Genomic DNA, 12874 nt, shown 5'->3' on the forward strand with positions numbered 1-12874 from the left:
GCGCGATCAGCGGCGACCGAACAACCGCCGGTACCACGGGACGGGCCGCTCCGGGGCCGCCGGAGGCGCGAGCAGCTCGTCACGCCGCGCGAGTCCCTCGGGATCCTCCTTCTCCAGCTGGGCGCGGGCAGCGTCGCGCTCGGCCTCGGCCGCCTGGAGCAGGAGCTCCGCTCTGTCCAGGCGGAGCTCGGCGAGGGACTGCGGGGTGCCCAGGGGCGAATCCCTCTCGTCCTCCACGGCCGTGATGATCCACGCCCCGGAGAGCAGCAGCACCTGAGCGGACAGATTGAGCCAGAGCAGCATCGCGATGAGGGCGGCGAACGAGGCGAGCAGGGGGTTGGACTTCGCCCCGCCGACGAACAGGCTCGACAGCTGCTGCAGCACGAGGAGCCCGACCGCGCCGAGAGCAGCGCCCTGCCAGAGCAGGCGTCGAGGGGCACGCACGCCCGAGAGCACCGCGAACAGGCCGGCGACCACCACGAGGTCGAGGGCGTAGACGAGGAGCGCAGCGAGGATCCGCTCGATCCAGACGGACGCGGCCGAGTGCTCGCCGCCGAGCAGGGTCGCGAACCACGTCGCGCCCACGCCGCTGAACACCGTCGCCGCCGCGGTGAGGACGAAGGCGATCGCGATCCCGAGCGCGAGCGCGAGGTTGCGCAGCAGCACCCAGTACCAGAGCACGTCGTCGGCGACCTCGTCGGCCAGCGTGCGCAGAGCGATCCGCAGCGAACCGATCGCGCCGAGGGCCGCGCCCACGAGACCGACGACGCCGATGACCCCCGCGATCGACAATCCGGCCGGCGCCTGGATCGCGGAGGGGTCCACGAGCCCTCCCGGTCCGACGAGACCGGGGATGGCGGCGTTCACGGCCGAGACGAGCGCAGAGAGCGCGTCCGGGTTGCCGGCCAGCCACAGCGCCGCCGCGGAGAAGCCCAGCAGGACGGCGGCGAATACGCTGAACAGCGCCCGATACGTGACGCCGTCCGCGAGCGCAGGGCCGTGCTTCTCCGAGTAGAGCAGCCAGGCCCGCACGAGCCGCCAGCGCAGGACCCGTGCGGTGATCGCCGCGATCCGGGTCGTCGTGTGCGCCTTCCCGGTCCGCGCGTGCGCGGCATCGGGTGCGTTCGCCTCGTCGGTGCTCATACGTCGAGGCTATCGAGGGCTCGCGCCGGGGTCCTGGGGTGGCGCGTCCGCGGTCGGTGCGGTATGCGCCGCGGTCGGGGAGGGGGTGTGCGGTGCCCTAGAATTCTCAGAACTCGGCCCGCTCCGGGCTCAGGTGGAATCCCCGTACTTTCCGACGATTGGTGCTCCGTGCTCTCCGCATCGCCCGACGACGCGCTCGCCCCGGAATGGCTGGAGGAACCGGCCGATCCCAACGCCCTCGCGCCTGGAGTGTGGCCGGCCTCGGCCGAGCGGGACGACGACGGCGGACTGAGGATCGGCGGCGTCGGGGTGGCAGAGCTCCGCGCCCGCTTCGGCACGCCCCTCTACGTGTTGGACGAGGCGGAGGTCCGTACGCACGCGGCGCGCATCAGGGCGGCCTTCGACGCGGCCGCCGCCGCCCACGGCACCGAGGCCAGGGTCTACTACGCCGGTAAGGCGTTCCTGTCGACGGAGGTCGCCCGCTGGGTGACGGAGGAAGGGCTGCGCATCGACGTGTGCAGTCGGGGGGAGCTGGAGGTCGCCCTCGCCGCCGGGGTGGAACCGGGACGGATCGGGTTCCACGGGAACAACAAGAGCGTGTCGGAGCTCGAACGCGCGGTCGAGGTGGGTGTCGGCTCGATCGTGCTCGACTCCGCGATCGAGATCGAGCGCCTCGGTGCGATCGCCGAGCGTCGAGGCGCCGCGCACGGCGGTTTCGCTCAGCCCGTGCTGCTGCGGGTGAACAGCGGCGTGCACGCCGAGACGCACGACTTCCTCGCGACCGCGCACGAGGATCAGAAGTTCGGCACTCCGCTCGAACTCGCGCCGGCGCTCGTGGATCGGATCCGCGAGATCCCGAGCCTCGACCTGCTCGGGCTGCACTGCCACATCGGCTCGCAGATCTTCGGAGCCTCCGGATTCGCCGAATCGGCCTCCCGCGTCGTCGAGCTGCATGCGGAGCTCAGCGCACGAGGCCCCCTGCCTCTGCTGAACCTCGGCGGCGGCTTCGGCATCGCCTACACCTCCGCCGACGACCCGACCCCGATCGAGGAGCTCGCGACGTCGATCGTCGACGCCGTCGCGCAGGAATGCGAGGTCCGCGGCATTCCGATCCCGATCCTCGCCTTCGAACCCGGCCGGGCCGTGATCGGCCAGGCGGGTGTCACTCTCTACGAGGTGGGCACGACCAAACCGGTCTCGCTGGGGGACCGCGGAGAGCGCCTCTACGTGAGCGTCGACGGCGGGATGAGCGACAACGCGCGCCCCGCGCTGTACGGAGCGCAGTACTCCGCGCGGATCGCCTCGCGCGAGGGCACGGGGGACCCCGTGCTCGTGCGCGTGGTGGGATCGCACTGCGAATCGGGGGACGTCGTCGTCGACCACGAGTACCTCCCCTCCGACGTCACCCCGGGCGATCTGCTCGCGGTGCCGGCGACCGGCGCGTACTGCCACGCGCTCTCCAGCAACTACAACCACGTTCCGCGCCGCGCGGTCGTCGCCGTGCGCGACGGCCGTGCGCGCGTGATCGTCCGGGGCGAGACCCTGGACGACCTCCTCTCCCGCGACGTCGGCTTCGCCGCGTCGGCCGGGGAGGACGGCACCGGTGCGCGCACCGGAGAAGGAGAAGCATGACCGACGTTCCCGGCACTCCGCGCACCCTGCGCGTCGCCCTGCTCGGCGCAGGATCCGTGGGCTCCCAGGTCGCGCGCCTGCTCATCGAGCACGGCGACGACTTCGCCGAGCGCAGTGGCGCCCGGCTCGAGCTCGCGGGGATCCTGGTCCGCGACCCGGACGCTCCGAGGGACAGCCCGCTGCCGCGGGAGCTGCTGACGACGGACGCCGAGGCGCTGATCCTCGGTGCGGACATCGTGATCGAGCTCATGGGCGGTCTGGAACCGGCCAGGGAGTACGTGCTCTTGGCGCTGCGCAGCGGCGCCGACGTCGTGACGGGCAACAAGGCGCTGCTCGCCACGCGCGGCGCGGAGATCTTCGAGGCCGCGGATCAGGTCGGGGCCTCGGTGTCCTACGAGGCCGCGGTCGCCGCCGCGATCCCGATCATCCGCCCGTTGCGGGACTCGCTCGCGGGCGACCGGATCGCGCGCATCTTCGGCATCGTCAACGGCAGCACGAACTTCATCCTGGACGCGATGGACCGTCAGGGCCTCGCCGCCGAGGAGGCGCAGCGCATCGCGACGGACCTCGGCTACCTGGAGGCGGATCCCACCCTCGACCTCGAAGGGTACGACGCTGCGCAGAAGGCCGCGATCCTCGCGAGCCTGGCGTTCCACACGCAGGTCTCGATCGACGACGTGCACAGGGAGGGGATCTCCGGCGTCACGGCAGACATGATCGCCGACGCGCGCCGTGCCGGCTTCGTCATCAAGCTCCTCGCGGTGTGCGAACGGCTTTCCGAGGACGACGGCGACGCGGTGTCGGTGCGGGTGTATCCCGCGCTCATCGACCGGGAGCATCCGCTCGCGAGCGTGCACGGCGGCAACAACGCCGTGTTCGTCGAGGCGGAGGCAGCAGGGCCCCTCATGTTCTACGGCGCCGGCGCCGGCGGTGTGCAGACGGCGTCCGCGGTGCTCGGGGACGTCGTCTCCGCGGCGCGCCGGCACATCGCGGGCGGCGTGGGGGTCGGCGAGTCCGCACGGCAGAGCCTTCCGCTCGCCCCGTTCGGACACATCACGACCCGCTATCAGATCACGATCGAGGTCGCGGACGTGCCAGGGGTCCTGGCGACCGTCGCGGGGATCCTCAGCGACCACGGCGTCTCGATCGCCACGGCGCTGCAGACCGTCGAGGCCGGCGAGGACAGCACGACCGCCCGGATCGTGATCGGCACCCATCGCGCGACCGAGCAGGCGCTCAGCGACACGGTCGCGCGTCTGGCCGACGACGACGCCGTCGCCCGCGTGGTGTCGGTGCTGCGCGTCGAGGGGGAGTGAGATGGGTGCGACGACGCCTGTGATCGGGCGCACGGTCGAGGTGCGCGTGCCGGCGACGAGTGCGAACCTCGGCCCGGGGTTCGACACGCTGGGCCTCGCCCTGAGCATGTACGACGAGCTCGAGGTCACCGCGCGCGAGCCGGGCGTCTTGGAGATCGAGGTCTCCGGATCCGGTGCGGACGAGATCGCCCGGGACGCGACGAACCTCGTCGTCCGCTCGATCGCGCACGTCTTCGCGGATGCCGGGATCCCGCTGCCCGGGATCCGCCTCGTCGCCGTCAACGGCGTGCCGCACGGTCGGGGACTCGGGTCCTCGGGCGCCGCGGTGGCGGCAGGCGTGCTCGCCGCCCAGGGGCTGCTCGCGGGCGTCGTCGAACTCGACGACGCGGCGCTGCTGCGTCTCGCCACCGAGCTGGAGGGCCACCCGGACAACGTCGCGCCCGCGCTGTTCGGGGGTCTCACGATCGCTTGGACGGGAGAGCGCGGGCCGCAGCACAAGAAGCTGCTGGTGCATCGCGGCGTCTCTCCTCTCGTGCTCGTGCCCGGCTACACGATGTCGACCAAGGCCGCCCGCAGCCTGCAGCCCCCGCAGGTGCCGAGCGAGGACGCGGTGTTCAACGTCTCGCGCTCCGCCCTGCTCATCGCCGCCCTCACGCAGAGCCCCGACGTGCTGCTCGACGCGACGGACGACCGACTGCACCAGGGCTACCGCGCGCCCGCGATGCCGGAGACCAGCCGGCTCGTCCAGGCGCTGCGCGCCGAGGGCTACGCGGCCGTCGTGTCCGGCGCCGGCCCCAGCGTGCTGGTGCTCTGCGATGGTCCGGGATCGCGGCTCGAGGCGGCCCGCCTGGCCGACGAGATCACGGACACTCCGTGGGAGCACCGATCGGTCGCGGTCGACGTGCGGGGTGGTACAGTGAGGGAACGAGCGGAGGGTTCTTCGTCACAATCGTGATTCCGGCCCGAGACGCGATCTCAGCGTCAGCCGCACTCCACCCGAAACCGCACCGCGTGCCGGCGATTCCGCTGCCCACGGGCGCGTTCCCCGGGTGGCATGCAGGGGACAGCCTGTTCTCGACATGATCCGTGCGGCCGCGCCCGGCTCTCGCCGTGCGCCGCTTCCCACCCCCAGACGTAAAGAGGAGTACTCGTGGAGACCATCTCCGAGACCCAGAACGACACCTCGGCACCCGCCGAGACGGCGCCCGTCGAGGACGCCCCCAAGGCGCCGCGCAAGCGCGCCCCGCGCCGCGCGACCACAGCGACGGCAGCCGCCACGACGGCGGAGGCCGAGGCGTCCGCTCCGGCGGCGCCCGTCGACGCGACCCCCGCCGCGACGTCCGCCGCGGACGCCCCGGCCGAGGACGCGCCGAAGGTGAAGACTCCGCGCCGCAGCCGTGCGAAGAAGACCGAGGAGGCCCCGGCCGAGGCCGCCGCCCCGGGCGACGCCGGAGCCGCCCCCGCCGCGGACGCCTCCGCGGATGCATCGGCCGAGGACGCGCCGAAGGCGAAGGCCCCGCGCCGCAGCCGTGCGAAGAAGACCGAGGAGGCCCCGGCCGAGGCCGCCGCCGACGGCCCGACGGCGTCGACGACCCCGGCCACCGAGCCGCAGCCCGCCGAGGCCGCTGCCGAGCCGCAGGCCGAGGCGCCCGCCGAGAGCGAGGAGACGAACGGCCGCAGTCGCAGCCGGTCCCGCAGCCGCAGCCGCAACCGCAACGGCAAGGACCAGGACGGCCAGAGCGGCAACCAGAACGGTCAGAACAATCAGAACCAGAACCAGCGCGGCGGCTCCGTCGACGCCGACGAGGATGGATCCGGCTCCGGCCGCAGCCGTCAGCGCAACAAGCGCCGCGGCGGCGTCAACCAGAACGTCGACGAGTTCGAGACCGAGATCGGCGAGGACGACGTCCTCATCCCGATCGCGGGCATCCTGGACGTGCTCGACAACTACGCGTTCGTGCGTACGACCGGCTACCTCTCCGGCCCCAGCGACGTGTACGTCTCGCTCGGCCAGGTGAAGAAGTACAACCTGCGCAAGGGCGACGCCGTGGTCGGCGCGATCAAGCAGCCCCGCGAGGGCGAGCAGCAGGGGCGCCAGAAGTACAACGCCCTGGTCAAGGTCGACTCGATCAACGGGCTGAGCGCCGAGGACGCCGCGCACCGCGTCGAGTTCTCGAACCTCACCCCGCTCTACCCGCAGGAGCGTCTGCGTCTGGAGACGGCACCGGAGAAGCTCACCCAGCGCATCATCGACCTCGTCGCGCCGATCGGCAAGGGCCAGCGCGGCCTCATCGTCGCGCCGCCCAAGGCCGGCAAGACGATCGTGCTGCAGCAGATCGCGAACGCGATCGCGATCAACAACCCCGAGGTGCACCTCATGGTCGTGCTCGTCGACGAGCGCCCCGAAGAGGTCACGGACATGCAGCGCACGGTGAAGGGCGAGGTCATCGCCTCGACCTTCGACCGACCGGCGGAGGACCACACCACGGTCGCCGAGCTCGCGATCGAGCGGGCCAAGCGCCTCGTCGAGCTGGGCCGCGACGTCGTCGTGCTGCTCGACTCGATCACCCGCCTCGGACGCGCCTACAACATCGCCGCCCCGGCGTCGGGTCGCGTGCTCACCGGCGGCGTGGACGCGTCCGCGCTGTACCCGCCGAAGCGCTTCTTCGGTGCCGCCCGCAACATCGAGAACGGCGGATCCCTGACGATCCTCGCCACGGCGCTCGTCGAGACCGGTTCCAAGATGGACGAGGTCATCTTCGAGGAGTTCAAGGGCACCGGCAACAGTGAGCTGCGCCTGAGCCGCGCGCTCGCGGACAAGCGGATCTTCCCGGCCGTCGACGTGAACGCGTCGTCCACCCGCCGCGAGGAGATGCTGCTGAGCCCCGACGAGGTCAAGATCACGTGGAAGCTGCGTCGCGCTCTCGCCGGGCTCGACCCGCAGCAGGCGCTCGAGGTGGTGCTCGGAAAGCTCAAGGAGACCGACTCCAACGTCGAGTTCCTGCTGCAGATGCAGAACGCGCAGCTCGGAAAGCCGCAGAGCGGCACCGGTCACAGCCACGCGTCCGAGAACAGCATCCGCTGACGCGTCCGCGGGCAGGGGATCCGGTCGTCATGTTCGAGCAGGTCGAGGCGCTGCGCGACGAGCACCAGAGGGTGGAGAGGGAGCTCTCCGACCCCGAGGTGCACGCCGATGCGGCGCGCGCGAAGCGGGTCAACCGCCGCTACGCAGAGCTCAGCCGCATCGTCAAGGCACATGACGACTGGATCGCCGCGGGCGACGACCTCGAGACCGCACGCGAGTTCGCGCGCGAGGACGAGAGCATCGCGGCGGAGATCCCGGCGCTCGAGGAGGGCTTCCAGCAGGCGCAGGAGCGTCTGCGGCGTCTGCTGATTCCGCGCGATCCCGACGACGCACGCGATGTGATCATGGAGATCAAAGCGGGGGAGGGCGGAGCCGAATCCGCCCTCTTCGCCGCGGATCTGCTCCGGATGTACATCCAGTACGCCGCGTCGAAGGGCTGGAAGACCGAGCTGCTGGAGCGAACCGAGTCCGATCTCGGCGGATACAAGGACGTCCAGGTGGCCATCAAGGGCGCCTCGGCCGACCCCTCCCAGGGCGTCTGGGCGCATCTCAAGTACGAGGGCGGCGTGCACCGGGTGCAGCGCGTCCCGGCGACCGAGTCGCAGGGGCGCATCCACACCTCCACGACGGGGGTGCTCGTCTTCCCCGAGGTCGACGAGCCGGAGGAGATCCAGATCGATCAGAACGATCTGAAGATCGACGTGTTCCGCTCCTCGGGCCCCGGCGGTCAGTCCGTGAACACGACGGACTCGGCGGTGCGCATCACGCACGTGCCGACCGGCATCGTCGTGTCGATGCAGAACGAGAAGTCCCAGCTGCAGAACCGCGAGGCCGCGATGCGGGTGCTGCGCGCCCGGCTCCTCGCCAAGCAGCAGGAGGAGCTCGACGCGGCGGCATCCGACGCCCGCCGGTCGCAGATCCGCGGCATGGACCGCTCGGAGCGGATCCGCACGTACAACTTCCCGGAGAACCGCATCGCCGACCACCGCACCGGGTTCAAGGCCTACAACCTCGATCAGGTGATGGACGGCGCGCTCGAGCCGATCATCGAATCCGCGATCCACGCGGACGAGGAGGCGCGTCTCGCCGCACTCGGCGCCGACGCCTGAACACGCCCCGGACGCGTCGCCGGCTCAGGCCGGGGTCGCTCGCCGCAGCTCCAGTTGATCCAGCACGAGGTCGAGCCCGTACTCGAACTCGTCGCCGTAGTCGTAGTCGTGACCCACGACCATCTGCGCGAGCATCTCCGCGAGATACGGGTACTCGGAGGCCGTGACCTCCAGCCCGGCGGCGAACTCCTCCGGACCGGTATCGGGGGTGAACGGGAGACTCAGCTCGGTGAGCACGAACCCGTAGATGTAGGCGTCCAGGGCGGAGTACGCGTGGGCGGCGAGCGTGAGGTCGAAGCCGTCGCCGCGGAGCAGCCCGAGCACGCGGTCGTGGTGCCGCATCACGGCCTCGCCGGGGTTCGCTCGCGATTCGAGCAGGGTCAGCGCCCAGGAGTGCTTCGTGAGGACGGCACGCATCGCGTGGGCGCGCGAGGTCATCGCGGCGCGCCACGGCGCGCCGATCTCGGGCAGCGGGATCTGCGCGAACGCGGCGTCGGCGAGCAGGTCGAGCAGCTCCTCCTTGCCGGAGACGTGATGGTAGAGCGACATCGCCTCGGCACCGAGCGCCTTGCCGACGTTGCGCATGCTCACCGCGCCCAGGCCGCCGTCGTCGGCGACCTGCATCGCCGCGGTCACGATGCGCTCCCGGTTGAGGGGGTTCTGCCGAGCCACTCGGCCTCCGTCCCGGGCGGCGGTTGCGCCCTTACTGCTGTAAGGCTATCGTGGCGAACAAAGGCTTACGGGTGTAAGGGGACAGGATGCGTGCAGGTGTGGTCGAGCGGTACAGGCCTCCGTCCGTCGTGCGGATCGCGACGGTGGCCGACCCGGTCGCGGGACGGGGGGAGGTGCTCGTGCGGGTCGTGGCGGCGACCGTCAACTCCGGGGACGCGCGCATCCGGGGCGCGCGCTTTCCGCGCGGGTTCGCCCTCCCCGGCCGGCTCGCGCTCGGGCTGCGTGGCCCGCGGGCGGCGGTCCTCGGCGTGGTCTTCTCGGGTGTCGTCGAGGCGACGGGCGCGGGCGCGGTCGGCGTCGCGGTCGGCGATCGTGTCTGCGGGATGACCGGGGCGCGCATGGGCGCGCACGCCGAGCTCGTCGCGGTGTCCGCGTCGCGGGTCGTGCGCGTCCCCGACGAGGTCTCCTTCGAGGATGCCGCCGGGGTGCTCTTCGGCGGCACGACGGCCCTGCACTTCTTGCGGGACAAGGCAGGGGTGCGACGCGGCGAGCAGGTGCTCGTCGTCGGCGCCTCCGGAGCGGTCGGCACGAACGCGGTGCAGCTCGCGAAGCACCTCGGGGCGACGGTCACCGCCGTGACGAGCGACGGCAACGCCACCCTCGCCACGGAGCTCGGTGCCGACCGGGTGATCGACTACCGCGTCACTCCGGTCGGTTCGCTCGCGAAGCACGGCGAGCGCTTCGACGTCGTCTTCGACACGGTCGGCGCGCTGAGTCCGGCGACGGGACGACCGCTGCTCTCCGCGGGCGGCAGGCTGCTGCTCGCAGCCGCGAGCCTCGGCGAGATCGTCACGGCCCGCGGTCCGGTCAAGACGGGCACGGCCCCGCAGCGCACCGAGGACTTCGACACCCTGCTCGGCCTGGTCGGCTCGGGTGCGCTGCACGTCGTCATCGACGGCGCGCTTCCGCTCGACCGGCTCGCCGAGGCGCACGCGCGTGTCGACTCGGGCCGCAAGATCGGCAATCTCGTGCTGCGCCCGCAGAACGTCGCCGACCCCACGGTCTGATCGTGGAACTCGGCGACGTTCTGCGCATCTCCGCGGCGGACGCCGAGCCCGGCAGGATCGGCGGCGCGGCGGCTTCGCGGTCGACAGCCTGCTCGTCCGGCAGGCGCCGACCTGGCATCCGCTCGAGACCTGATCCCTCGTGTCGGGGGCGGGAACCTCACCCCGCGCCGCGGACGGACGTGCGGCCGTCGCGCACATCGTCGGGCAGGGTCATCTCGGCGCGCAGGCCCAGCAGCCGCACGGCGCGGTCCGGGGCGATCCGGGCGATGAGCTCCCGTGCCTTCTCGACGATGACGGCACGATCGGCGGTCTCCGGGATCCGCCGGGTGAAGGTCTTCGTCGTGAACGGCGCGTAGCGCACCTTCAGGCCGAGCCCGATCACACCGCGGCCGTCCTCCGTCACGTCGTCGAGCACCTGGTCGAGCAGGTTCAGGGCGGCCCGCTCGATCTCCGCAGGGTCGACGAGATCGGTCTGATACGTGGTCTCGCGGCTGTGCCCGCGCGGCACCCAGGGGGCGTCGTCGACCTCGGCGGATCCGCCGCCCCGTCCGAGCTCGCGGTACCAGAGGCCCATCCTCGGGCCGAACTCGGTGACGAGCTCGTCCTCGGGCGCGGCGGCGAGTTCTGCGACCGTCCGGATGCCGAGCGCGAGCAGCCGCTTCGACACCTTCGGTCCGACACCCCACAGCTCGATGACAGGGCGCCCACCCATCACCGCGTCCCAGTTCGCGGCCGTGAGCCGGAAGACGCCGCGGGGCTTGCCGAACCCCGTCGCGATCTTGGCCCGGACGAGGGTGTCGCCGATGCCGACGCTGCAGTGCAGCCGTGTGCGACTCAGGATCGCCTGCTGCAGGCCGCGGGCGTACGCCTCGGGATCGTCGGTGTCGACCCCGACGAAGGCCTCGTCCCAGCCCAGGACCTGCACCACGGCCCCGGGCTGAGCACGCAGCTCCGCCATCACCTCGGCCGATGCCGCGAGATACGCCGGGGCGTCGACCGGCAGGACCACGGCATCGGGCGCCTTACGTGCCGCGATGCGCAGCGGCATGCCGGAGCCCACGCCGAACGCGCGCGCCTCATAGGAGGCGGTCGACACCACGGCGCGCTCGCCCGGATCGCCGCGACCGCCCACGATGACCGGGAGCCCCGCGAGTTCGGGACGACGCAGCACCTCGACGGCCGCGATGAACTGGTCGAGGTCCACGTGGAGCACCCAGCGCATGTCCTCGACAGTACGCGGGGCGCAGCCGGATCGGCACCCGTCTCGCGCCAAGCTCCGGCTCTGGGCCACTTCTTCACGCGCGCTCTGATCTTCCTGCTGTCTTCGGCCGTCGGCCTCATCGTGGCCGACCTGCTGCTGACGGGCTTCACGATCGAGTGGAGCAAGTGGTGGGGCTTCGTGCTGTGCGTGCTGATCTTCACGGTGCTGCAGAGCCTGCTCGCCCCGTGGATCACCTCGATGGCGAACCGCTACGCCCCGGCGCTGCTGGGTGGTATCGGCATCATCTCCACGTTCGTGGCGCTGCTCATCGTGGTCCTGCTGCCGGTCGGCGGCCTGCGGATCACCGACGCCCTGGCATGGATCCTCGGGCCGGTCGTCGTCTGGATCATCACGGTCCTCTGCACGATGCTGCTGCCGCTCCGCGCGCAGCGCCGGTCCCACTCCGTCTGTTTGCGTCAAACTGCGGGAGAACAGCGCCTCCGCCAACGGTTCGACACAAACAGACGGGGTCTGTGGAGAACCGGGGAGGCCTACTCCTGGTTTGCGCCAGAGTCGTGGGATGCGATCGCCCGCCTCTCGCCTGCCGGAACTGCCGCCCTCCTTCACGGTTCGTGAAGGACGGCAGCGCGGACTCACGGAGTGGCGGCTGCGTGACCCGTCACTGCGACGCAGTTTTCACGGCGCGCGCAGCCTCGGCGCGGACGGCGGCGATGCGGCCGACGACCCCGAGCCGTGGTGGCAGACCCGCTCCCGCGAGGCAGAACAGGCCCTGTGCGACTATCTGCCTGTGATGCCCGTGCACGCGTTCTTCTGCGGACCGACCGCGGCACGGCACTGGGGGATCCCCCTTCCTCGACGGCTGGATGCCACCCTGCATGTCGGCGTGTGGCGTCCACGGAGCGCGCCGGTTCGCCCGGGGATCCGCGGGCATCAGTTCTCCGGCGGATTCGTCCGCACCGTCGTGTCCGAGGGGATCCGCGTCACGGATCCGGCGAGCACGTGGGCCAGCATGGGCGCTCTCCTCACCGATGACGAGCTCGTCGCCGCTGCCGACGCCGTCCTGCACATCCCGCGCCACCCCGGAAGGTTCGCGCCCGTCAGGGAAACGGCACTGGCCACCCGTGCGGAGCTGGCGGGCTTCGCGGAACGGAAAGGGCGGCCCGGGGCTCCGGCTCTCCGTCGCGCGCTCGTGCTCGCCCGAACGGGGGCGGCATCACCGCCCGAGACGCAGATCCGCCTGATCCTGCATGACGTCCGCATGCCCGAGCCGGTGCTGGACTACGACGTCTACGACGCCCGGGGGCTGTTCCTCGGGTGCAGCGAGCTCGCCTACCCCGAGAGCAAGCTCGCGATCGAGTACGAGAGCGACGGCCACCTCACCCGCGCGCAGCTCCAGCGCGACATCGACAAGTATCAGGCGTACGCGGAGGCCGGTTGGGCGGTGGTGCGGCTGACGTCAGCGCATGTCTACCGTGCTCCGCGGGAAGCCGTGCGGCGAGTGCGGGCCGGTCTCGCCGCGGCCGCCGCCCGCCTCTAGCGCGCCGCCCCCTGCGTCTGTCTGCGTCAAACGGTGGGTTTCCGCGCCCGAACGCCCAGGTTTGGCGCAAATAGACGAGTGGGGTGAACCG

Annotated in this window: 11 protein-coding genes; 8 read left to right on the forward strand and 3 right to left on the reverse strand. The window is 71.6% G+C overall.

Annotated elements, in window-relative coordinates:
- Positions 1-6: 6 nt before the first annotated feature.
- A complete protein-coding gene (locus Q0P88_RS06685) occupies positions 7-1143 on the reverse strand; it encodes a YihY/virulence factor BrkB family protein (protein ID WP_295012376.1) in 1137 nt (378 codons plus the stop codon).
- Positions 1144-1311: 168 nt separating this feature from the next.
- Here Q0P88_RS06685 and lysA point away from each other — a divergent pair, with 168 nt between their 5' ends.
- The 5 genes from lysA (at position 1312) to prfA (ending at position 8285) form a co-directional block, all read left to right on the forward strand.
- Positions 1312-2775 carry a diaminopimelate decarboxylase gene (gene lysA / locus Q0P88_RS06690; RefSeq protein ID WP_295012378.1) on the forward strand — a complete coding sequence of 488 codons (1464 nt, stop codon included), beginning with the start codon at positions 1312-1314 and terminating at the stop codon, positions 2773-2775.
- The gene (locus tag Q0P88_RS06695; protein WP_295012380.1) at positions 2772-4091 is read left to right on the forward strand and encodes a homoserine dehydrogenase; all 1320 of its coding nucleotides are present in this window, start codon (positions 2772-2774) and stop codon (positions 4089-4091) included. Before lysA ends, Q0P88_RS06695 begins: the two co-directional genes overlap by 4 nt.
- Position 4092: 1 nt before the next feature.
- Positions 4093-5046 carry a homoserine kinase gene (gene thrB, locus Q0P88_RS06700; RefSeq protein WP_295012382.1) on the forward strand — a complete coding sequence of 318 codons (954 nt, stop codon included), beginning with the start codon at positions 4093-4095 and terminating at the stop codon, positions 5044-5046.
- 195 nt (positions 5047-5241) lie between these two features.
- Positions 5242-7176 (forward strand): transcription termination factor Rho, encoded by a 1935-nt coding sequence (gene rho, locus Q0P88_RS06705; RefSeq protein WP_295012384.1) that lies wholly within the window; start codon positions 5242-5244, stop codon positions 7174-7176.
- Positions 7177-7205: 29 nt separating this feature from the next.
- A complete protein-coding gene (prfA, locus tag Q0P88_RS06710) occupies positions 7206-8285 on the forward strand; it encodes a peptide chain release factor 1 (protein ID WP_295012386.1) in 1080 nt (359 codons plus the stop codon).
- Between the two features lie 24 nt (positions 8286-8309).
- On the opposite strand, the gene Q0P88_RS06715 is transcribed toward prfA, so the two are convergent.
- Positions 8310-8957: a TetR/AcrR family transcriptional regulator gene (locus tag Q0P88_RS06715; RefSeq protein ID WP_295012388.1), complete on the reverse strand. Its 648-nt coding sequence runs from the start codon at positions 8955-8957 to the stop codon at positions 8310-8312.
- An 86-nt stretch (positions 8958-9043) separates the two neighbouring features.
- Between Q0P88_RS06715 and Q0P88_RS06720 the strand changes: the two genes are divergently transcribed.
- Entirely contained in the window at positions 9044-10024 is a 981-nt protein-coding gene (locus tag Q0P88_RS06720; protein ID WP_295012390.1) for an NAD(P)-dependent alcohol dehydrogenase, read from the forward strand.
- Between the two features lie 157 nt (positions 10025-10181).
- On the opposite strand, the gene Q0P88_RS06725 is transcribed toward Q0P88_RS06720, so the two are convergent.
- Positions 10182-11246 (reverse strand): DNA polymerase IV, encoded by a 1065-nt coding sequence (locus Q0P88_RS06725; protein WP_295012392.1) that lies wholly within the window; start codon positions 11244-11246, stop codon positions 10182-10184.
- On the opposite strand from Q0P88_RS06725, the gene Q0P88_RS06730 reads away from it, so the two are divergent.
- A complete protein-coding gene (locus Q0P88_RS06730) occupies positions 11229-11861 on the forward strand; it encodes a hypothetical protein (RefSeq protein ID WP_295012394.1) in 633 nt (210 codons plus the stop codon). The genes Q0P88_RS06725 and Q0P88_RS06730 overlap by 18 nt on opposite strands.
- Complete coding sequence (locus tag Q0P88_RS06735; protein ID WP_295012396.1) at positions 11806-12783, forward strand: hypothetical protein; 978 nt, start codon at positions 11806-11808, stop codon at positions 12781-12783. Before Q0P88_RS06730 ends, Q0P88_RS06735 begins: the two co-directional genes overlap by 56 nt.
- Positions 12784-12874: the final 91 nt, after the last annotated feature.

Source organism: uncultured Microbacterium sp. (genome assembly GCF_945952435.1).
In the GTDB taxonomy this organism is placed as follows: domain Bacteria; phylum Actinomycetota; class Actinomycetes; order Actinomycetales; family Microbacteriaceae; genus Microbacterium.

Bases quoted from the DNA above. Each gene is read 5' to 3' on its own strand.
- Q0P88_RS06685 (WP_295012376.1), bottom strand. From the start codon at position 1,143: ATGAGCACCGACGAGGCGAACGCACCCGATGCCGCGCACGCGCGGACC.
- Q0P88_RS06695 (WP_295012380.1), top strand. From the start codon at position 2,772: ATGACCGACGTTCCCGGCACTCCGCGCACCCTGCGCGTCGCCCTGCTC.
- thrB (WP_295012382.1), top strand. From the start codon at position 4,093: ATGGGTGCGACGACGCCTGTGATCGGGCGCACGGTCGAGGTGCGCGTG.
- prfA (WP_295012386.1), top strand. From the start codon at position 7,206: ATGTTCGAGCAGGTCGAGGCGCTGCGCGACGAGCACCAGAGGGTGGAG.
- Q0P88_RS06720 (WP_295012390.1), top strand. From the start codon at position 9,044: ATGCGTGCAGGTGTGGTCGAGCGGTACAGGCCTCCGTCCGTCGTGCGG.
- Q0P88_RS06725 (WP_295012392.1), bottom strand. From the start codon at position 11,246: ATGCGCTGGGTGCTCCACGTGGACCTCGACCAGTTCATCGCGGCCGTC.
- Q0P88_RS06735 (WP_295012396.1), top strand. From the start codon at position 11,806: ATGCGATCGCCCGCCTCTCGCCTGCCGGAACTGCCGCCCTCCTTCACG.